Raw genomic sequence first — 20,976 nt, forward strand, 5'->3', positions numbered from 1 at the left:
CTTGTAAAAGGGCGTTGTTAGCGTGGCGACGTGCCGGTATTGCTGCCACCGGAGCGGCGACGGCGGGCCAGCATGCCGACGCCGGCCAGGCCCGCCATCATCATCCAGGCGGTTGCCGGTTCAGGCACCGCCGCCACCGGTCCTTGCAAGGCGATCCGGGTGGTCAGCGCGCTGAAATCGCCGTTCCACGTCACATCGGACAGATCGATCGAGATGGTGTGGCCGTTGACGATGTTCAGCACCGGCATGCCGGTGGTGATGCCCGCATCGAGCACGCTGAAGCCGACGATGGGCGCGGCCAGGGTGGTGCCGAAATCGAAGGTGGCGCTGTAGGCGCCGACGGGGAGGGCGCCGTTGTTGAAGATGGTCAGGCGGCCGTCGGGCGCGAAATCGAATCCCAGCAGGAAGTCGCTGGTGAGGAATTCGGTGCCAGGCTCGATCGGATCGAGACCGCTGACATTGCTGCCCGCTTCATCGGCGAACAGGTGGTCGGCGCCCAGCATGCCGCCGGGTTGGCCGTTGTAGCTGGCGGTGATGATGGCGTTGTGCAGCGGATCGGCGCCCGCGTGCGCGGCGCCGGCGGCCAGCGCGAAACATGCGGCGGCCACGGCTTTGTGTAGTGAGGTGTGCATTTTGTCTCCAGATATTGAGTTCAACAACGCCGGTCTTTGCCGGTCGCCGATCGGCACACCTCGCGTATGCCGTGCCACCGCGAGGAGGACGCAGGAAGCGCCGAGCTCGTGGTTGGTCAAAAATCTGTCGTAAAGGTAGTGCGGAAGGTCGCGCACAGGACGGCGATGTAAGTTTGCCAATTCCTGCAATCAATTCTACGGTGGTCTGACCAATCCCGCAAGGTGGACTGGCCAATAAAACAACATCGGCTAGCACCTTGCAACTTGCATCTATGAATAGAAACTATGACAATCGAAAAGCGATAAATTTTAACGATCAGAGCAGTGTTATTTCGTGTGAAAAATCAACTATTTAGCGCTGGAACCCGCTAAAAATGGTGCCTGCGGGTAAATTTATTGATAGAATTGTGCTGTGAGGAATCTCCCAACAGGAGTCGATGATGATTATGATAAATGCCATAGGTGGCGCCACCCGGTTTGCAGCAGTTGTTGCAGAGGCCGCGCTCGACCCGAACAAAAAGCCTGATCCATCGAACGATTCGCAAAGTTTCGAGCTGAACGCATCCGTGGCCTCTTATTTGTCGCTGCCTGGGTTTAACGCGCCGACGCAAGTCGATTCCAGCGAGGCCAGCAACACCGTCAGCGCCGCCGAGAAGGCCAGCGCCATGGTCAAGGCCGTGACCGAGTCGGATGACACCGGTCTGAAGGAAGCCTTGAAACAATTCGACGACGGCCTGAAACGTCTGGCCATGCGTCCGGAAACACAGATCTTCCAGGCGAAGTTTGGCCTGGACAATGGCATGCCGGAGAACCTGGTTTCCCCCGAGCCGCTGCCTGGCGTGGGCGAAGACGGCGTGCTGGGCGTGGGCAGCAAGGAACACGCTGCCGCCGACCTCGACAACGACGGCAAGATCAGCGAAGACGAACGCCGCCGCTATCAGTTGCCGATCACCTATCGCAGCAGCGAGCGCTCGACCGACGCGCTGGTCGACGGCCCATCGGCGTTCTCGCTGACCGAAGCCAATCGCGCCTACGGCGTGGTGGCGGCCGCGCTGGCCTGATTCCGACACTTTCGGTATCCATAAAAAAGGCTTTGCCGTCGTGGCAAAGCCTTTTTTTTTCGCGTACACCAACCCGTACTGCCAACCGGGGTCGGACCCCTCTGGGTCCGACCCCTAAGTGGCAACGCAAGCGTCTCGCTAAAGTGTGCTGGGTTTGTATTAATCAATAGCCGTAGATCAGCTTATAGGCCAGGTCCGGCGAGAACGCGCCGGCCGCCGCCGCGCAACCGTCCGCCTCGCCCGGCGACTTGATCCACAACGTCATTTCCGGCTGGCTACCCGCCGCGTTGATGCGCGACGGCACGCCGATTTTGCGGCCGGCCGGATCGCACCACTGCGTGCCGTTGGGGCCGTTGCCGTTGCGGCTGGTATCGACGATGAACGGTTTGCCATAGCCTTTTTGCTGTTGCAGCGCGTTGCTGACGGCCACGCCATAGGCGTTGCTTTCCGCATCGGTGCGGTAGTTCGACACGTTCAGCGAAAAGCCGTGGGCGTTGGCGATGCCGGCGTTGGCCAGCCGGGTCGCCGCTTCGGCCGGCGCCAGCCAGCTGCTGTTGCCGATGTCGAGATACAGCGAGGTGCGCGTCGCCAGGTTCTTGAACTGCGTCACCGCATACTGGAACAGTTGCACGCGCGCCGCCTTGCCGTTCGCGTCGAGACAATCGAGCTGCGGCAGCGCGTCAGGTTCGAGCACGACGATCGCCTGGCGGTTGCCGAGCGCGGTGGCGAAGGCGCGTATCCAATCCTGGTAGGCCGCCAGCGAGCCGGCGCCGCCGGCGCTGGCCTGGCCACAATCGCGCGCGGGAATGTTGTAGGCCACCAGGACCGGAATCTTGTTGGCGGCGGCCGCCGCACCGACGTAGTTGCCGACGGCGGTGCCGATGTTGCCGCTCCAGCCGCCGAACCATTTGGCGCCCGGTTGGTTGGCGATGCGGCTGGCGATATCGGCGGAACGGCCGTCGCTCGGATTGTTCCTGGCCCAGACCGCCGCGCTCGACTGCGGATCGACGTACAGGCTGGAGGAGGCGGCCGGCGGCGTCTGATTGGTCGGCGTCGTCGTGTCGACGCAGTTGGCGCCGTTGACGGTGATCGCGCCCGGCGCCGGTTAGGTCACGGTGCAACTCGGGGCGGCGCTGGCGGCGCCGCTGCCGATCAGCAGCAGGAAGGCCAGGGGTGGCTTTGCCGCTTTCAGTATGCTTTTAATCATAATTTCCTCAGAGTCGTCCCGTGATCGCGGCGACAGGTTTGTCGGCACCTACGCGGGAATTGTCAAAAATTATACCCAGATGTTTCAATTGCAGCCGCACAACACAATGCCGCACTGACAACAAAAAAGACAACGGTTTCATAAAAAATGAACATGTGGTCAAATGCCTATCTGACGATTTTGCGATATTGGACATAACGGGAGCTTGTTATGGCAAAACAATATAGTGGTTTGGTCTTGCGCGGGTGTGCGTGGGCGGCTCTGGCGGCCGGCTTGAGCGCGTGCGCGCTGGGCCCCGACTTCCAGACACCGGCGCCGCCGGCGGCCGCCACGGACGGCTACACGCCGACCCCGCTCGCGGCGCGCACCGCGTCCGCGCCCGCATCCCCCACCGGCGGCGCGGCCCAGCAGTTTTCGATGGGACAGGACATCCCGGCCCAGTGGTGGACGGTGTTCCGCTCGCCGGCGCTGGACCAGTTGATCCGCAACGCGCTGGCGCAGAACCCCAACATGGCGATGGCCGAGGCGACCTTGCGCCAGGCGCAGGAAAACTATGCCGCGCAGGCGGGCAACCTGGTCTGGCCGGCGGTCAACGGCCAGCTCGGCGTGTCGCGCCAGAAGGCCAACGCCGCCAGCACCGGCGGCGCGCCCGGCGTCTTCAATCTGTATAACGCCTCGGTCAACGTGTCGTACACGCCGGACGTCTTCGGCGCCACGCGCCGCACGCTGGAGGCGGCGCGGGCGACGGTCGATTACCAGCGCTTCCAGGTCGAGGCGACCTACCTGGCCTTGAGCGCCAACGTGGTGACGACGGCGATCCAGGAGGCCTCGCTGCGCGCGCAGATCCAGGCCACGCGCGAAGTGCTCGACGCGTCGAACAAGCAGCTCGGCGTGATCGAGAAGCAGTTCGAGTACGGCGCCATCCCGCGCACCACGATCCTGAGCCAGCGCAACCAGGTGGCGCAGGTCGCGGCCACCTTGCCGCCGCTGGAAAAAGCGCTGGCGCAAAGCCGCCACCAGCTCTCGGTCCTGGCAGGCAAGCTGCCCAGCGAGGCCGGCATGCCGGAATTTTCGCTCGATTCCCTGACTTTGCCGGAGACGCTGCCGGTGTCCTTGCCATCGGCGCTGGTGCGCCAGCGGCCCGACATCCGCGCCAGCGAGGAACTGCTGCACCAGGCCAGCGCGCTGGTCGGCGTGGCAACGGCGGCGCAATATCCGCAGTTCACCCTGAGCGGCAGCTACGGCGCCTCCAGCCCCACCTTCGGCAACCTGCTGGAAGCCAATAGCGCGGTCTGGAGCCTGGCAGCCGGCCTGGCTGCGCCTATCTTCAACGGCGGCGCCTTGAGCGCCCAGCGCCGCGCAGCCGAGGCGGCGTACGACGCGGCCGCCGCGCAGTACCGCGCGACCTTGCTGACGGGGTTCCAGAACGTCGCCGACAGCCTGCGCGCGCTCGACTCGGACGCGCAGGCGCTCAAGGCGCAGGCCGAGGCGGAGGCGCTGGCGGCCGAATCGCTGGCGCTGGCCACGGAACAATACAAACTGGGCGCGATCAGCTATCTGTCGCTGCTCGACGCGCAGCGCAGCTATCAGCAGGCCCACATCAACCTGGTGCAGGCGCAGGCCGCCCGCTACGCCGATACGGCGGCGCTGTTCCAGGCGCTGGGCGGCGGCTGGTGGAACCGCGCCGACGGCGTGCCGGCCGCAACGCCGGTGTCGGCCGCGCCGTCGATCAGCAACAGCCCGTAGCGCCCATCTTAAAAGCGGCACCGTACTTCTTCGGACATCCAAAAACGCAGGAGACTGATTCATGACCAAGCGTATGCTCATCATGGTAGGGTGCGTCATCCTACTGATCGCCGTACTGGCATTCGGAAAATACCTTCAGATTCAAAAGCTCATCGCCAGCTCGCCCAAGCCGGGCGCGCAGGTGGTCACCGCCATCAAGGTGCCGGCGGTGGAATGGCAGCCGCAGCTCACCGCCGTCGGCACCTTGGTGCCGGTGCGCGGCGTCGACGTGACGACGGAGATCGCCGGCCTGGTACGCAAGGTCAATTTCAAATCCGGCGACGAGGTCAAGGCCGGCCAGGTGCTGTTCGAGATGAACGCCGAATCCGATATCGCCCAGCTGCGCTCCCTGCAGGCGGCGGCCGACCTGGCGGCGACGGTGCTCAAGCGCGACAAGCTGCAACTGGCGGCGCAGGCCATCAGCCAGGCGCAGGTCGACAACGACGAGGCGGACCTGAAGAGCCGCAAGGCGCTGGTGGCGCAGCAGCAGGCGCTGGTCGACAAGAAAACCATTCGCGCGCCGTTCGCCGGCAAGCTGGGGATCACCGCCGTCAATCCGGGCCAGTACCTCAATCCCGGCGACGTGCTGGTGACCCTGCAAACCATCGACACCGTGTATGCCGATTTCTTCGTGCCGCAAAAGCAGATCGCCGGCCTGTCGATCGGCCAGAAGCTGAATCTGACCAGCGACGCCTGGCCCGGCGTGGCGTTCCCCGCCAAGGTGACGGCGATCAGCCCGAAAGTCGATGCGGCGACCCGCAACGTGCAGGTGCAGGCGACGGTGGCCAACGCCAAGCGCCAGCTGTTGCCGGGCATGTTCGCCAACGTCAGCCTGGATCAGGGCGAGGTGAAAAAATACCTTACCCTGCCGCAGACCGCCATCACCTACAACCCGTACGGATCGACCGTGTTCGTGCTGGCGCCGGCCAAGGCGGAGCAGGGCAAGCCGCCGCCAAAAGACGACAAGGGCAATCCGCAGCTGGTGGCGCAGGAGGTGTTCGTCACCACCGGGCCCACGCGCGGCGACCAGGTGGCCGTCCTCACCGGCATCAAGGAAGGGCAAACCATTGTCACCAGCGGCCAGCTGAAACTGAAGAACGGCACGCCGGCCGTGATCAACAACACGGTGCAGCCGGCCAACAGCCCGAATCCGACGCCGCAAGAACAGTGAGGACGGACGCGCCATGAACTTTACCGACATCTTCATCAAACGGCCGGTGCTGGCCAGCGTGGTCAGCCTGCTGATCGTGGTGCTGGGCCTGCGCTCGCTGTTCAGCCTTCCGATCAACCAGTATCCCAAAACGCAAAACGCGGTGGTCACGATTTCAACCACCTACTACGGCGCCGACGCGGCCACCGTGGCCGGCTTCATCACGCAGCCGCTGGAATCGGCGATCGCGCAGGCGCAGGGCATCGACTACCTGTCCTCGTCGAGCAACAGCGGGGTGTCGACTATCACCGCCACCTTGTTGCTCAATTACGACTCCAACCGGGCGCTGACCGAGATCACCACGCAAGTCAATTCGGTGCGCAACCAGCTGCCGCAACAGGCGCAGCAACCGGTGCTGACGGTGCAGATGGGCCAGACCACGGACGCCATGTACATGGGCTTCTACAGCGCCACGCTGCCCACCAATAACGTCACCGACTTCCTGGCGCGGGTGGTCAAGCCCAAACTGGACTCGATCCAGGGCGTGCAGACCGCCGAGCTGCTGGGCGCGCGCCAGTTCGCGCTGCGCGCCTGGCTGGACGCCGGCAAGATGGCGGCCCACGGCGTGACGGCGGCGGAGGTCAGCGCCGCGCTGGCGTCGAACAACTACCTGGCCGGCCTGGGCTCGACCAAGGGCCAGATGGTCAGCGTGCCGCTGACCGCCGGCACCGACCTGCACACGGTGGAGGAGTTCAAGGCGCTGGCCGTCAAGCAAAGCGGCGGCGCCATCGTGCGGCTGGAGGACATCGCCAACGTCACGCTGGGGTCGGAGAATTACGATTTCAATGTCGCCTTCAGCGGCGTGCGCTCGGTGTTCATCGGTATCAAGGTGGCGCCGGAGGCCAACATCCTCGACGTCGCGAACCGGGTGCGCGAGGCTTTCCCGGCGATCAAGGAGCAGCTGCCGACGGGTCTGACGGGGGAGATCGTCTACGATTCGACGGAGTTCATCAACACCTCCATCCATGAAGTGGTCCTGACGCTGGTGGAGGCGCTGGTGATCGTGACGGTGGTGATCTACCTGTTCCTGGGCAGCCTGCGCGCGGTGATCGTGCCGGTGATCGCCATGCCGCTGTCGCTGATCGGCACCTTCTTCATGATGCTGATGCTGGGCTACTCGATCAATCTATTGACGCTGCTGGCCATCGTGCTGGCGATCGGCCTGGTGGTCGACGACGCCATCATCGTGGTGGAAAACGTCGACCGCCACATGAAGGCCGGCATGAAGCCGTTCGACGCCGCCATCCTGGCCGCGCGCGAGTTGGGTAGCCCGATCCTGGCGATGACGGTGGTGCTGATCGCCGTCTACGTGCCGATCGGCTTCCAGGGCGGCCTGACCGGCGCGCTGTTCACCGAGTTCGCGTTCACCCTGGCGGGGGCGGTGGCGGTATCGGGCATCGTCGCGCTCACGCTGTCGCCGATGATGTGCGCCTACTTCTTCGATCCTAAACAGGACCAGGGAAAATTCGTCAAAGCGATCGACCGGGTGTTCGGCAAAGTCCACGATGGCTATCTGCGGCTGTTGCGTAGTTTGCTCAACACCTGGCCGGTGCTGATCGTGCTCGGCGTGATACTGAGCGCGCTGCTGGGCGTGATGTTCACGATGTCGCAGTCGGAGCTGGCGCCGGAGGAGGACCAGGGCATCGTGCTGTCGCAGGTGGTCGGCGCGCCGACCGCCACCTCGGACCAGATGCAGGCCTACGCCAAGCAGATTTTCGATATCGCCAGGGCGCTGCCGGAATACGACCAGATGTTCCAGATCACCGGGGTGCCGACCACCAACGCCGGCATCGGCGGCGTGCTGTTCAAGCCGTGGGACAAGCGGTCCCGCTCGGCGGCCGAGATCCAGCAGGAACTGCAGCAGAAATGGGGCAATGTCGCCGGCGGGCGCGTGGCGGCGTTCCAGTTCCCGGCGCTGCCGGGCAGCTCCGGCCTGCCGGTGCAATTCGTCATCACCACCACCGAGCCGTTCGAAAACCTGAACACGGTGGCGCAGGCGGTGCTGGCCAAGGCCACCAAGGACGGCAAGTTCTACTTCGCCGACGTCGACCTGAAGATCGATTCGCCGCAGGCCAGGGTGGAGGTGGACCGCGACAAGCTCAGTACCCTGGGCTTGACGCAGCAGGACTTCGGCAACGCCATGGCGGCGGCGCTGGGCGGCGGCTACGTCAACTACTTCTCGATCTCCGGCCGCTCGTACAAGGTGATTCCGCAGGTCCGCCAGGTCGACCGCCTCAATCCGTCCGATGTGCTGAACTTTTATATCAAAACGCCCAGCGGCGGCATGATCCCGGCCAGCACCGTGGCCAGCATCAAGTACAGCGTGCAGCCGGAATCGGTCACTCGCTTCCAGCAGCTCAATTCGGCCACCATCTCCGGCGTCAGCGGGGCGTCGCAGGGCGAGATCCTCGAGTACCTGCGCAACACGGTGCGGGAGGTGGCGCCGTCCGGCTACTCGATCGACTATTCCGGCTCGTCGCGCCAGTTCATGACCGAGTCGGGCGGCTTCGTCATGACCATGGCCTTCGCCGTGATCATCGTGTTCCTGGCGCTGGCGGCGCAGTTCGAGAGCTTCCGCGACCCGATCGTGATCCTGTTCTCGGTGCCGATGGCGCTGTTCGGCGCGATGACCTTCATCTTCCTCGGTTTCGCGTCGATCAACATTTATACGCAGGTCGGGCTGGTGACATTGATGGGACTCATCTCCAAGCATGGTATCCTGATCGTCGAAGTGGCGAACCACTTGCGAGCGGCCGGAAAGAGCAAGCGCGAAGCGATCGAGGAAGCCTCCGCCACCCGTCTGCGGCCGATTTTGATGACCACGGCCGCCATGGTGTTCGGCGTGGTGCCGCTGGTGATCGCCTCCGGCGCCGGCGCGGCCGGACGGCACGCGATGGGACTGGTGATTTTCACCGGGCTGTCGATCGGAACGTTGTTTACGCTGTTCGTGGTGCCGGCCGTGTACATGCTGCTGGCGGGGGAACACAAGGCCGAGGCGCCTGCCGGGGAACGTCCGGCGCCGCCGGCGCCGGCGCACGCACCGGTGTCATAAAAAAATAGAAAAAAATTACAGAGACGACGACTACCTTTATGCCTGAATTAGAGAAGATGTTTGGCGGCCGGCTGGCCTGGGTGTCGGCCCGCCGCAAGCGCAGCAAGGAAGAAGTCATCCTGTTGTTGATGTGCTCATTGAGCATACCGAGCATCCTGCCGTTCGGTATCTACCGGCTGCTGCAAGGCAGCTGGATCTCCGCCGCCGTCGACCTGGCGCTGGTGGCGGCGATGCTGGCGGTGATCGTCCACGTTCTGCGCACCGGCCGTTACAAGGCCGCCAGCCTCGGTGTGACGCTGTTCTATTCGGCCGGCATGCTGGCCACCATCCACCTGCGCGGGCTGTCGCTGGTGTACTGGGTCTATCCGACCATGATCGCCGCCTATTTCATGCTGCGTCCCGCCGTGGCGCTGGCGATCAACAGCGCATCGATGCTGGTGCTGGTGGCGATCCTCACGCGCGAGCTGGAGTTGCTCAATCTGTTCACAGTGGTGGTGACCATTTCGCTGGTCAACCTGTTCGCCTATATTTTCTCGTATCGCACCGGCCTGCAAAACCAGGAGCTGCATACGGAGGTCGAGCGCGACTTCCTGACCGGTGTCGGCAACCGGCGCGCGCTGGATGGCAAACTGGAAGCCTACGCCGGCGAGCGCAGGCCGCATCTGGAATCGAGCCTGCTGCTGCTGGACCTCGACCACTTCAAGCAGGTCAACGACCGCCACGGGCACGCTGCCGGCGACAAGGTGCTGATACGCCTGTGCGATTTGATGCGAAGCCATACCCGCTCCTCGGACCAGATCTTCCGCTACGGCGGCGAGGAATTCGCCATCGTCGCCACCGGCGCCGGTCTGGGCGCGGCCAGTCGTCTGGCCGAAGGCTTGCGCGCGGCGGTCGCCGACGAACCGCTGATGGAGGGGCATCCAATCACCGTCTCGATCGGCGTGGCGGGCATGGACAAATCCGGCAAACCGGCCGACTGGCTGATGCGCGCCGATAAAATGCTGTACGCCGCCAAGCAGGCCGGCCGCAATACCGTTCGGGTGGACAACCCGGCGACGCCGGTGGAGAATCGGGAACGGGTGTAAAAACGGAGGCGGCATGCGGCGCATGATCATGGCGGGGATGATGGCGGTGCAGGCGGTTGGCACTCCGGTTCATGCGCAGCAGGGGCCGGAGCCCGAGCCGCCGATACCCACTGTGCTGGAACCGGCGCCCGCCGGGGAGCCGACCGGCTTGACCGATGCGATCATCCAGAAAGCCGTGCGCGAGACCGTCGCCGAGTATGCGGATTCCAAAAACGGCACAAGCCCGGGCATCAACCGCGATGCCGGCGCGCTGAGTGCGGGCAAGACGGAAAGCATCATGAGCGCCGCGTTCGACCAGGCCAAAGTGCCCGATTGCCTGCATGCCGACGCCCTCAAAAACCAGCCGGCAAGGATAGGCATCATCGGCGTCGTCGGCCCGTACGCGCTGCCCTGGGTGATCGCGGCGGCGCTGCGAGGCAAATGCTTGTGAGGGGTGGTAAACCGGAATCGCCGAAACTGCCGTCACCCCGGCGCCAGCCAAGGCCTAAACCGCGATCACACCGCCATCGACAAAAAGTTCATGTCCAGCGACAAAGCTGCTCTCGCTCGATGCCAGGAAGAGGACTGCTCGTGCCACCTCGTCCGGTTCACCCAAGCGCCCAAGCGGAACGCTTTTATTGAGCGCCTCTTCGACTTCCGGTTGCGCGTCGAGGTAGCTCCGTATCATGCGTGTTTCTGTTCCACCAGGCGAGACCACATTCACGCGGATGCCGCGCTGCTGAAGGTCGTTCGTCCAGCTTCGGGCGAACGAGCGCACCGCCGCCTTGCTGGCGTTATAAAGAGACTGGCCTGGCAGCCCTTTACTGCCGGCGACGGAACCGTTGAGGACGACAGCACTTCCCGCTGCCATCAGCGGCAATGCTTTCTGCACAGTGAACAGCACGCCCTTCACATTGACGTCGAAGGTCGAGTCGAAAACCGTATCGTCGATCGCATCGAGCGGAGCGGCCTCGTAAATGCCCGCATTGGCGAACACGACGTCGACCCTTTGGTGGTCGCGCTGGATCCGTTCGTAAAGCCGGGCGACATCGGCGGAGTTGCTGACGTCACCTTGCACGCCCACCGCCCCGTGGCCGATCTCTTTGACGGCCTCGTCGAGTAATTCTTGCCGGCGCCCCGTGATGTACACATGCGCACCTTCGCTGGCGAAAAGTTTCGCCGTTGCGAGGCCGATGCCATCGCTGCCGCCTGTGATCACCACGACCTTGTTTTCAAAACGGTTCGTCATTTTTCGGTACCTTTCTCAATAAGTGGAGGATTGCTCCACTTATAATATGGAGGTATCCTCCGTTTGACAAGCAAAAAAGGAAAAAAATTGAATGATGAACCTGCCCTCCGGGCTGACGCGCAAAAAAACCGCGAACTTATCCTGTCTGCCGCCGAGGAGCTTTTCCTGGAAAAAGGGGCGGATGTTCCGCTGGAGGAAGTTGCCAAGCGCGCAGGCGTCGGTATCGGTACGCTGTATCGTCGCTTTCCGACGCGGGAGGCACTTTTGGCCGCTACAAGCAATGAGCGTTTTATGTCGCTGGCGGAGACCAGCCGTGCGCGCGACGCGGATCTCGCTCCAGGCGAGGCGCTGCGCGCTTATCTTGAGGAGCTCGCCAGGAACACGAGCATTTATCAGAGCCTTGCCGCTTCGATCGGGACTGTTATCCAATGCGGGACGCCAGGATGTCATGCGATCACCGCGGAAGGGCATCGCCTGCTTCAGCGTGGACAAGAAGCAGGCGCCATCCGCCGCGATGTCACTTTCGACGATTTCATTTACGTGTTGACTGCCATTTCCATCGCAGTCGAAAATGACGGTTCATCGAAATCGCGTATTGGGCATCTGGTGGACCTGTTCCTGAATGGCATAAGCGTTAAAGGTCCGGATTAACCACCGATTCTCTACAGAGCTGCATCCGGTTCCAGCGCCGCGATGATGGCCGCCAGAAGTGCCTGCGGCTGGTAGTTCAACCGCTGCGGCGTCAGGCCTAGCCGCACCAACACCAATCCTTTGGAAGGAACGATGGCGATGGACTGGCCGTCGTGGCCCAGCATCCAGTAGGTGTCCGCCGGCAGCTTGAAGGGCAGGTCGGGGTTTTGTCCCGGGGGCGTCGCGCCTTGCGGCCCGTGGCGCCAGACCTGGCCCTGGCCGTATTGGCCGCCCGATGCCGGCGCCGGCTGCCACATGGCCTCCACGAAGCCGGCCGGCAGCATGCGTTTGCCCTGCCAGACGCCGTCCTGCAGCAGGAACTGGCCGAAGCGCGCCCAATCATGGGTGCTGGCGAACATATAGCTTGAACCAACCAGGTTGCCGCGCGCGTCCGCTTCGATCAAGGCGCTGCTCATGCCCAGCGGCGCGAACAGCCGATCGTGCGGCAGCGACAGCACGGCCGGCGACGTCGGACCGTTTTTGGCGGGGAGGGCGCCGTCATTCCCGGTTGCGCCGGCGGCGGCGCGCTGCCAGATGCGCGACAGCAGCAGCGCGGTGCCGCTCGAATCGCTCCATACCGTGCCCGCCGGCTGCAGCAGCGGCTGGGCCGCCGCGTAGGCCGCCATGTCCGGCTCCAGATACAGCATGCGCGTGAGGTCGGAGACGCCGCCATAGGTCTCGTCGAATTGTAGGCCGCTGCTCATCGCCATCAACTGCGGTAGCGTGATTTGCGAGCGGCCATCCGCGCCGGCCGGCCAGAAGCCGCTTTGTTGCGGCGCTAGTTTGCCTTCGGCGATCTGCATGCCCACCAGCGCGGCGTTGACGGTCTTGGTCAGCGACCATCCCGGCAGCGGCGTGCGCAAGGCGAAGCCGTCGCCGTAGCGCTGCGCCACCAGCCGGCCGCGATGGATCACGGCGATGCCGCGCATCCCAGGCCCGGACAGCGCGTCCTGGTTCACCAGCGCCTGCACCGCCGGCGCGGTATCCGCCATCGAACCGGTCGGCCACGGCACGCTGGGCGATGGCGACCAGATTTTGATGGGCACAAAATTATAGAGCGAGGCCCGGGCCGTGTCGCCGTCCGGCACGACGGCGCAGCCGGTGCCGGGACGATAGACCGCGACACCGCCGCCGATCACGCCGAACAAGTCCGCGCGCACCACCTTGCGCTGCTGGTCGATCCGTACTTCCAGGTGTTCGAGGATGGGATGGCCCGGCGCCTGGACGTCGTGCGCCAGCACGCCGGCGCTATCGCGGCCGGCGACGAAGACGTTGGAACAGACGGTTTTGGCGGCGTAGGCGGCGCCGATGCGCAGCAGCTCCGGCGGATTGGCGATCAGCGCCCACGCGCCGATGGCCAGGATGATCAGGATGGCTCCGACGGCAAGCAGCAATCGGAGCAACAGCCGGGGGAATGCGCGAGACGCCATCTACACCCTTGCCGTCAGGGTCCGGCGAGTGCTGTGGTGACCACAACGATCACAACGATCACAACGAACAAAATAAGGGCAGGGCATGTCATCTTCCGCGAAAGGCTTCGCTTTGATTATGCCTATATCGATTGCGTAACACAACGGGCACACACTGGCGGGCACGAAGAAATCGAGGCGGGCGCCGGTGTTGCTCCCGGCGCCCGCACTCATGGTCAGAAACTGGTCGACAAGCCCGCGTACAGCGTGCGGCGCGCGCCGTACTGCGGCGCGCCGACGCCGACACCCGAACCGTCGCGCAGCAGGTACGATCGGTCGAACACATTGATCACCGCCAGCCGTCCCTCGACATTGCCGACCGGGGTGTTCTTCCAGTTATGCGTCAGCGACAGGTTGGCCGTCACGTAGCCGGGCAGGGCGCCCGAATTCGGCGCGCCGCCGTCCGGCGTCATGCGCAGGCCGCTGCCATACAGGACGTCGCCGCTCACTTGCGAGTCGCCGAAGTGGTAGTGCGCCCCGCCCGAGACGGTGTAGGTCTGGTCATGGTCGACGAAGATGTAGTGGTTGGAGATGTACGCCAGTTCGTCCGGCGCGAACAGCGACTGGCCGGAGGTGATGTTCTCCGCCTTGGCCTTTTGCGACGTCACGTTCAGGAAGGCGCCCCAGTCCTTCTCGCTGTAGACGGCCGACAGCTCCAGCCCCTTGGCGTAGCCGTGTTCATAGTTAAACGGCGACAGGATCAGCGCCTGGCCGAACTGGCCCTCGTCGAGCATGTTGTGGATCTTCTTGTAGTAGGTGTCGGCAGTCACCGTCAACTGCTCGCTGAACTTGTGGCTCAAGCCGACGTCGTAGTAGTTGGTCCGTTCCGCCTTGACGTTGTCCGACAGCGGCACCTCCGGCGCGTTCGACGTGCCGGCGTACTTGTTGATGCTTTCCTGGGCGGCCAGTTCCTGTGGCGGCGGCGTGAAGTAGCGCGAATAGCCGGCGTGCAGCGAAGTGTCCTTGGCCACCTGGTAGGCGAGGTTCACGCGCGGACTCCACTGATGCTCGTTGATGAAGGCGGACACTTTGTCGTAGCGCAGGCCGTAGTTCAAGGTTAGCGGCGCGCTGATATGCCATTCATCCTGCAGGTAGATGCTCGACAGCTTGCCGATCTGGCTGCTGTTGTCGATGATGGTGCGGGGATCGGTGCTGGCCTGCGTTCCGTCGGCGTTCATGTCGAACACGGAGACGCTGTTGTCGCTATGGGTGTTCTGGCGCGAGTAGGCCAGTCCGGTGCGCAGGGTGTGGCTGTCGTTGAGCTTATAGCTGGCGTCGAACTGCACGCCGCTGGAGGAGTTCGAGCGCAGGGTGTCCGAGCCGACGCCGTTGTAAACCAGGTCGCCCACCGGGTCCGGCGTGTAATGCAGTTCGGAGTATTGATGGAAGGCCGAGGCCTGGTAATTCAGGTCGCCGAGGCTCTTTTGCAGCGACAGCACCAGGAAGCGGTTGACCTCCCGCTGGCGCTCGTCGAGCTGGGACGACGGCAGGGTGCTGGTGCCGGCGACGGCGTCGCTTTGGCCGGTGAGCGAAAACGCCGGCGCCTGGTCCGGATTGTTCGGGATCTGGAAGCGGCCGTTATAGGTGCCGAACATCAGGCCCAAACGGGTCTGGTCGTCGAGGAACCAGGACAGGCTGCCGAACGATTTGGCCTGCTTGGTCTCGTTGTGAATGGCGTCGCGGGTCGGCAGCGGATTTTCGATGCCCATTTTATTGGTCAGATAGCTGCCCGACAGGTAGTAGTTGAAGGCGCCCTGGTTACCGAAGAATTCCGCGCTCGGCGCGACGTAATCGTTACTGCCCACCAGCACGCCGACGCGGCCGCCGGATTTGCCGGTGCCTTCCTTGGTCTGGATATCCACGATGCCGGCCGTGCGCAGGCCGAATTGCGCCGGCAGCGCGCCGGTGATGAAATCGGTCTGCTGCACGAAGCGGGTGTCGATCGACTGGCCGAAACCGGTGATGCTCTCCGGCAGCTGCACGCCATTGACGCGGTACTGCACGTTCGCGTGGTCGTCGCGCACGTGGATCGAGCCGGACGCCTTGGAGTCCTGGGCCACGCCGGGAAGGCGCAGCAGCACTTCGTTGAACGGCGTGTTGTCGCCCTGGCCAAGCTGCTCGATCATGTGGCGGTCGATCGAGTAGACGGTGGTGCCGACGTTGGGCGAAAGGTCGATGCGCGCGCTTTTCAGGTGGGCGACGATGTCGACTTGCTGCATCGGCGCGGCGCTGCCGTCGTCGGCGGCGGTGGCGGCGACATTGGCGTCGTCGGCGTGGGCGTGGGAGGCGTAAAAGGCGGCGGCCAGCAGCAGTGGCAGGGTACGAAGTTGTGGGGTGCGTTGCATGTTCAATCCTTGAATGTTCAGGCGCGCGCGGCCGCCGGCCCGCCGCAATGTATCGAAGCATGTCAAAACATGTCGAAACGTGTCGGGCAGGCGCGCGGCTGCGCAAATTCGCGCAATGGGCGTTACGGGTGGTACAAGTAACAGGCGTGACTAAGGTCGGGAGAGAACAGCGAAAGGAGGGGCGTGCGAAGGAGGCGTGAGGTAGCTGGCGCTGGCGATCCAGGCCTGGCGCGGCAGCGCGGTGACGGTGTAGCTGACCAGCGAGGCCACCGGAACCACCACCGCCGGTGGCGGCGGGGCGCCGAACGGCATGTCGGTGATCTCGCACGCCGCGCAATCGTCCCTGTGAACATCGGTGTAGGCGTGCGTGTGCGACGCCGCCCCGATCAGTTGCAGCGCCAGGAACACCAGCACGAACAGCATTACTACGCGCTGGTAGCGCGTGTTGCGATGTTGTGTTGCCGGGGAAAGGGTCATTGCGTGCATAGCCGCGATTTTACAGGGCTTATGCGCAAACAGACAACGCATATTCGCGTTCCCCCGCGATTGCAGGGGAAGGGCGCCGTCAGTGCTGGCTATGGACGCTGTCGCCGACCAGTCCCCGGCGCGTGGCCAGCACCACCGCGTGGGTGCGGGCGGTGGCGCCAAGTTTGTCGAACAGGCCTTTGACGTGCGTTTTGACGGTGCCGACGCCGATCCCCAGCTCGCGCGCGATCGACTTGTTGCACTGGCCCTGGGCGAGCAGCTGCAGCACGTCGGTTTCGCGGCTGGTCAGGCCGATGCGGGTAAAGCTGTCGGCCACGCAGCGGCTCAGGTCCGCGCTCAGGTAGCGCATGCCCCGGCTCAGCGAACGCACCGCCGCCAGCAGCTGGTCGGCCGGGCTGTTTTGCAGCAGGTAGCCGTGCACGCCGGCCATCATCGCCGTGCGCACCTCCCACTCGCGGTCCAGCTGCGTGACGATCAGCACCTTTGGCAGTTGCTCGAGCTGGCCGTGCGGGGCGTCGGCGCGGCGGCGCATATATTCCAGCGCGCCCTTGTGGTCGACGATGACGACGTCGGCGCCGCAGTGCAAGGCATCATCGGCGACGGAGGAGCTCCTGATCGAGATGTCCGCGCTTGCCCCGAGCAGGGCGGCCAGGCCGGCGTTGACGATGGCGTCGGCGTGCGCCACCAGCACATTGATTTTTTCGCCCTGATGGAGGATGGCGGCGTTCCCATTGCTACCTCCCACGGCCGTTTGCGGCCAGGTTTTGCTATCGAATCGCATGTCGTTACTCCCAAATGAACGTCTGACTAAAATCGGTTGTGGTCCGCCGGACTGGCGGGCAGCACCAGCCGGCGGCGGCCGAACAGCCGCGCGTCCGCCGCGTACGCCCCAGGCCCAAGCAGCACCAGCGCGGCGGCGGTGAAGGCGCCGACGATGCACGGCGAGGCTTGCGTCCAGCCGGCATGGCCAAGACAGAACAACTGGCAAAGCGAGGCGATGGCGCCCGCCACCGGTGTCAGCATGCCCAGCACCAGCAGCACCGCCAGCAATACCGACAACAAGGCCGCCAGGCCGTCCGGCAGTGTCGCCCGCCACCAGGGCGCAGCCACGGGGGACAGCGTTTCCGACAGCAGTTGCAGCGCCACGGCCAGCCGCAATAGCAGCAGCCCGACGCCGGCGCCGCCGCGCGGAAAACTGGTACTGAATCCACGCATGTCTGTCGGCCCTCGCTGGTTTGCATTTCTGGCAGCCAGCTTAAGCTTTTTCGCAGCTTTTGCCACGACCCGATCCGGGGTGGAGGACATACCCAGATCGGGGTATGTTCAAACCCCACCGCATGTGACATTGTTCGGGCAACATCACCGCCGCAGGGGGTGTCCCTGGCATAAAGGCAGGGGCGCGACTTGCGGTTCAGGGAGTACAGTTTTAGCTTTAAGGAGTCAGCCATGAAAATTTACATCGTCTCGATCGCCACCGGCCTGCTGGTCGGAATCATCTACGGATTCTTGAACGTGCGCTCGCCGGCGCCGCCGGTCATCGCGCTGGTCGGCTTGCTGGGCATACTGCTCGGCGAGCAGGTGCCGCCGTTGCTGCGCCAACTGTGGCAACCGGCGCAGGCGCAGGAAAAACAGGTGTCGTGGATCGAAGACCACGTCAAGCCGCATTGCTTCGGCCAGTTGCCGGGCGCGCAGGCGGAAGATCAAACGAAAAGGAAAGCATGATGACCCAAGCCACCCACACCAGTCCCGACCTGATTTTGCACCGGGGCCTGTTCACCACCCTGGACCGTTCCAACCCGCACGCGGAGGCGGTGGCCATCAAGGACGGCCGCTTCACCCACGTCGGCCGCGCCAACGAGATCATGGCGCTGGCCGGTCCCGCCACCCGCGTCATCGACCTGCAGGGCAAGCGCGTGCTGCCAGGCCTTATCGACAACCACTGCCACATCATCCGTGGCGGCCTGAATTTCAACCTGGAGCTGCGCTGGGACGGCGTGCGCAGCCTGGCCGACGCGATGGAGATGCTCAAGGCGCAGGTGGCGATCACGCCGGCGCCGCAATGGGTGCGGGTGGTGGGCGGCTTCACCGAACATCAATTCGCCGAAAAGCGCCTGCCGACCATCGCCGAATTGAACGCGGTGGCGCCGGACACGCCGGTGTTCATCCTGCACCTGTATGATCGCGCCTTGCTGAACGGCGCCGCCCTGCGCGCCGTCGGCTACGACAAGAACACGCCGGCGCCGCATGGCGGCGAGATCCTGCGCGACGCCGCCGGCAATCCGACCGGCCTGCTGCTGGCCAAGCCCAACGCCGCCATCCTGTACCAGACCCTGGCCAAGGGACCGAAGCTGCCGCTGGAATACCAGGTCAACTCGACCCGCCATTTCATGCGCGAACTCAATCGCCTCGGCGTGACCGGCGCCATCGACGCCGGCGGCGGCTTCCAGAATTATCCCGAGGATTACCAGGTGATCCAGCAGCTGTCGGACGCCAAGCAGTTGACGATACGGCTGGCCTACAACCTGTTCACGCAAAAGCCGCAGCAGGAAAAAGAAGATTTCCTCAACTGGACGCAAAGCGTGACCTACCAGCAGGGTGACGACTACTTCCGCCATAACGGCGCCGGCGAGATGCTGACCTTCTCGGCGGCCGACTTCGAGGACTTCCGCCAGCCGCGCCCCGACATGCCCGACAACATGGAAGACGACCTGGAAGGCGTGGTGCGGGTGCTGGCGCAGAACCGCTGGCCGTGGCGCATGCACGCCACCTACGACGAGACCATCAGCCGCGCGCTCGACGTGTTCGAGAAGGTCAACCAGGACATTCCGCTGGCGGGCCTGAACTGGTTCTTCGACCACGCCGAGACCATCTCCGACCAGTCGATCGACCGCATCGCGGCGCTGGGCGGCGGCGTCGCCGTGCAGCACCGCATGGCCTACCAGGGCGAATACTTCGTCGAGCGCTATGGCCACGGCGCGGCCGAGGCCACGCCGCCGGTCAAGAAGATCCTGGAGGCGGGCGTGAAGGTCTCCGCCGGCACCGACGCCACCCGTGTCGCCTCGTACAACCCGTGGGTGTCGCTGGCCTGGATGATCACCGGTAAAACCGTGGGCGGCATGCAGCTGTACCCGCGCGCCAATTGCCTGGACCGCGAAACGGCGCTGCGCATGTGGACCGAGAACACCACCTGGTTCTCGAACGAGGTGGGCAAGAAGGGCCGCATCGAGGTGGGCCAGCTGGCCGACCTGATCGTGCCGGACAAGGATTTCTACGCCTGCGCCGAAAGCGAGATCTCCGACATGAGTTCGCGCCTGACCATCGTCGGCGGCAAGATCGTCTACGCGGCGGGGGAGTTCGCCGCCTACGACGAGGCGCCGCCGCCGGCCATGCCCGACTGGTCGCCGGTGCGCCGCTTCGGCGGCTACGCTGGCTGGGGTGAACAGATCGGCAACAACCGCGCCGCCCTCAAGGAGCTGGAGCAGCGCAAGCGCCAGCAGGCGCAATTGCGCGAGCAGCAGGCCGCCTGCGGCTGCGCCAGGCAGTGCAATGTGCACGGCCACCAGCATGGAACCGCGTGGACCAGCAAGCTGCCGATCTCAGACCTGAAAAGCTTCTGGGGCGCGCTGGGTTGCGCCTGCTGGGCGGTGTGACGATGGCGTTTCCTCCATTTTTGCGCGCGCCCTGGGTGCGCTGGTGCGGCCTGCTGCTGCTGTGTTCAGCGTATCTGCAGGGCGGCATCGTCAAGCTGACCGACTTTAGCGGCGCCGTCGCCGAGATGCAGCACTTCGGCGTCTCGCCGGCGGCGCCGATGGCCGCCGTGGTGATCGGCGGCGAGATCGGCGCCTCGCTGATGATACTGGCCGGGTTCTATCGCTGGCTGGGCGCCGGCTACCTGGCGGTGTTCACCCTGATGGCCACCTTCATGGCCAACCGCTTTTGGGAGGTGACCGGGCCGGCGCGCTTCATGGCCGAAAACGGCTTCTTCGAACACCTCGGGTTGACCGGCGCCTTCGTGCTGGTGGCCTGGTACGATATTCAGAAAGGTAAGGATGGAACGCGGTGATATCAAACAAGGCGTCACGCTCGGCTTTTTGGCTGGCTACGTCGACACGCTGGGCTTTATCGGCCTGTTCGGATTGTTCACGGCGCACGTGACGGGCAACTTCGTGCTGATCGGCCGCTCTGCGGTGCAGGCGGCGCCGGAGATTTTCCTCAAACTGCTGGTGTTCCCGGTGTTCATGCTGTTCGTCGCCATCGCGCGGCTGCTGATCCTGCACTGGCAACGCACGGGCGGCAAGCAGCTGCGCAACAGCTTCCTGACGCAGCTGCTGCTGATGGCGGCGACGGTGGCCTGCGCCTGGGTGGCGGCACCCATCGTCTCGGCCGACGCGCCGCTGAGCATGGCGACCGGCATGCTGTGCGCCGGCGCGATGGCGGTGCAGAACGCCTACGGCAAGCTGCTGCTGGGTAAATCGGCCGCCACCACCGTCATGACCGGCAACGTCACGCAACTGGTGATCGACCTGGTGGACTCGGCACGCGGCGACCCCGACGCCATGGGCCGCTGCAAAAAGCTGGCTTGGCCGGTGCTGGCCTTCGCGCTCGGCTGCACCGGCGGCGCGCTGATGTTCGTCGCGGTCGGCTTCAACGGCCTGATATTGCCGTGTGTGTTGTTATTGTGGCTCGCCATCGCCGCGAAAGATTGATACATTTCGTCACCGTAGTC

Annotated in this window: 20 protein-coding genes; 12 read left to right on the forward strand and 8 right to left on the reverse strand. The window is 64.4% G+C overall.

Translation table 11 applies throughout. From position 1 onward, the window contains the following. Positions 1 to 17: 17 nt before the first annotated feature. Positions 18 to 632, reverse strand: a complete 615-nt coding sequence (locus NHH88_13500) for a VPLPA-CTERM sorting domain-containing protein (protein ID USX16733.1) — start codon at positions 630 to 632, stop codon at positions 18 to 20. Positions 633 to 1,072: 440 nt separating this feature from the next. Here NHH88_13500 and NHH88_13505 point away from each other — a divergent pair, with 440 nt between their 5' ends. Then, positions 1,073 to 1,693: a hypothetical protein gene (locus NHH88_13505; protein USX16734.1), complete on the forward strand. Its 621-nt coding sequence runs from the start codon at positions 1,073 to 1,075 to the stop codon at positions 1,691 to 1,693. A gap of 163 nt (positions 1,694 to 1,856) precedes the next feature. On the opposite strand, the gene NHH88_13510 is transcribed toward NHH88_13505, so the two are convergent. Further along, on the reverse strand, positions 1,857 to 2,624 hold the full coding sequence (locus NHH88_13510; GenBank protein USX17341.1) for a glycoside hydrolase family 6 protein: 768 nt from the start codon (positions 2,622 to 2,624) through the stop codon (positions 1,857 to 1,859). On the opposite strand from NHH88_13510, the gene NHH88_13515 reads away from it, so the two are divergent. From NHH88_13515 to NHH88_13540, 6 genes are all read left to right on the forward strand, one after another. After that, the gene (locus NHH88_13515) at positions 2,575 to 2,736 is read left to right on the forward strand and encodes a hypothetical protein (GenBank protein USX16735.1); all 162 of its coding nucleotides are present in this window, start codon (positions 2,575 to 2,577) and stop codon (positions 2,734 to 2,736) included. The two genes, NHH88_13510 and NHH88_13515, sit on opposite strands and share 50 nt — an antisense overlap. A 374-nt stretch (positions 2,737 to 3,110) precedes the next feature. Then, the gene (locus tag NHH88_13520; GenBank protein ID USX16736.1) at positions 3,111 to 4,646 is read left to right on the forward strand and encodes an efflux transporter outer membrane subunit; all 1,536 of its coding nucleotides are present in this window, start codon (positions 3,111 to 3,113) and stop codon (positions 4,644 to 4,646) included. Between the two features lie 61 nt (positions 4,647 to 4,707). Further along, positions 4,708 to 5,856, forward strand: coding sequence for an efflux RND transporter periplasmic adaptor subunit (locus NHH88_13525; GenBank protein ID USX16737.1), 1,149 nt, complete (start codon positions 4,708 to 4,710; stop codon positions 5,854 to 5,856). Positions 5,857 to 5,869: 13 nt separating this feature from the next. Then, the gene (locus NHH88_13530; GenBank protein ID USX16738.1) at positions 5,870 to 8,947 is read left to right on the forward strand and encodes an efflux RND transporter permease subunit; all 3,078 of its coding nucleotides are present in this window, start codon (positions 5,870 to 5,872) and stop codon (positions 8,945 to 8,947) included. Between the two features lie 38 nt (positions 8,948 to 8,985). Beyond that, positions 8,986 to 10,032: a GGDEF domain-containing protein gene (locus NHH88_13535; GenBank protein ID USX16739.1), complete on the forward strand. Its 1,047-nt coding sequence runs from the start codon at positions 8,986 to 8,988 to the stop codon at positions 10,030 to 10,032. Between the two features lie 13 nt (positions 10,033 to 10,045). Further along, the gene (locus NHH88_13540; GenBank protein USX16740.1) at positions 10,046 to 10,462 is read left to right on the forward strand and encodes a hypothetical protein; all 417 of its coding nucleotides are present in this window, start codon (positions 10,046 to 10,048) and stop codon (positions 10,460 to 10,462) included. 54 nt (positions 10,463 to 10,516) lie between these two features. Here NHH88_13540 and NHH88_13545 read toward each other — a convergent pair whose 3' ends face one another. Continuing rightward, positions 10,517 to 11,260 (reverse strand): glucose 1-dehydrogenase, encoded by a 744-nt coding sequence (locus NHH88_13545; GenBank protein ID USX16741.1) that lies wholly within the window; start codon positions 11,258 to 11,260, stop codon positions 10,517 to 10,519. Positions 11,261 to 11,323: 63 nt separating this feature from the next. On the opposite strand from NHH88_13545, the gene NHH88_13550 reads away from it, so the two are divergent. Further along, positions 11,324 to 11,911, forward strand: coding sequence for a TetR/AcrR family transcriptional regulator (locus NHH88_13550; protein USX16742.1), 588 nt, complete (start codon positions 11,324 to 11,326; stop codon positions 11,909 to 11,911). 11 nt (positions 11,912 to 11,922) lie between these two features. Here NHH88_13550 and NHH88_13555 read toward each other — a convergent pair whose 3' ends face one another. The 5 genes from NHH88_13555 to NHH88_13575 all read right to left on the reverse strand — a co-directional run bounded on the left by NHH88_13555 (position 11,923) and on the right by NHH88_13575 (position 17,465). After that, a complete protein-coding gene (locus NHH88_13555; protein ID USX16743.1) occupies positions 11,923 to 13,380 on the reverse strand; it encodes a beta-lactamase family protein in 1,458 nt (485 codons plus the stop codon). Positions 13,381 to 13,595: 215 nt separating this feature from the next. Further along, positions 13,596 to 15,764, reverse strand: a complete 2,169-nt coding sequence (locus NHH88_13560) for a TonB-dependent receptor (protein ID USX16744.1) — start codon at positions 15,762 to 15,764, stop codon at positions 13,596 to 13,598. A gap of 150 nt (positions 15,765 to 15,914) precedes the next feature. After that, positions 15,915 to 16,241, reverse strand: a complete 327-nt coding sequence (locus NHH88_13565) for a hypothetical protein (GenBank protein ID USX16745.1) — start codon at positions 16,239 to 16,241, stop codon at positions 15,915 to 15,917. Positions 16,242 to 16,329: 88 nt separating this feature from the next. Then, positions 16,330 to 17,031 carry a response regulator transcription factor gene (locus NHH88_13570; GenBank protein ID USX16746.1) on the reverse strand — a complete coding sequence of 234 codons (702 nt, stop codon included), beginning with the start codon at positions 17,029 to 17,031 and terminating at the stop codon, positions 16,330 to 16,332. 26 nt (positions 17,032 to 17,057) lie between these two features. Beyond that, positions 17,058 to 17,465, reverse strand: coding sequence for a hypothetical protein (locus NHH88_13575; GenBank protein USX16747.1), 408 nt, complete (start codon positions 17,463 to 17,465; stop codon positions 17,058 to 17,060). A 231-nt stretch (positions 17,466 to 17,696) separates the two neighbouring features. Here NHH88_13575 and NHH88_13580 point away from each other — a divergent pair, with 231 nt between their 5' ends. The 4 genes from NHH88_13580 to NHH88_13595 are packed head-to-tail and all read left to right on the forward strand — an operon-like array spanning position 17,697 to position 20,956. Further along, positions 17,697 to 17,972, forward strand: coding sequence for a XapX domain-containing protein (locus NHH88_13580; protein ID USX16748.1), 276 nt, complete (start codon positions 17,697 to 17,699; stop codon positions 17,970 to 17,972). Continuing rightward, a complete protein-coding gene (locus NHH88_13585; protein ID USX16749.1) occupies positions 17,969 to 19,900 on the forward strand; it encodes an amidohydrolase in 1,932 nt (643 codons plus the stop codon). The genes NHH88_13580 and NHH88_13585 overlap by 4 nt, the downstream gene beginning before the upstream one ends. A gap of 2 nt (positions 19,901 to 19,902) precedes the next feature. Further along, a complete protein-coding gene (locus tag NHH88_13590) occupies positions 19,903 to 20,313 on the forward strand; it encodes a DoxX family protein (protein USX16750.1) in 411 nt (136 codons plus the stop codon). Next, a complete protein-coding gene (locus NHH88_13595) occupies positions 20,300 to 20,956 on the forward strand; it encodes a DUF1275 domain-containing protein (GenBank protein USX16751.1) in 657 nt (218 codons plus the stop codon). The genes NHH88_13590 and NHH88_13595 overlap by 14 nt, the downstream gene beginning before the upstream one ends. Positions 20,957 to 20,976 lie beyond the last annotated feature (20 nt).

It is taken from the genome of Oxalobacteraceae bacterium OTU3CAMAD1, from assembly GCA_024123915.1.
Lineage (GTDB): Bacteria > Pseudomonadota > Gammaproteobacteria > Burkholderiales > Burkholderiaceae_D > Rugamonas.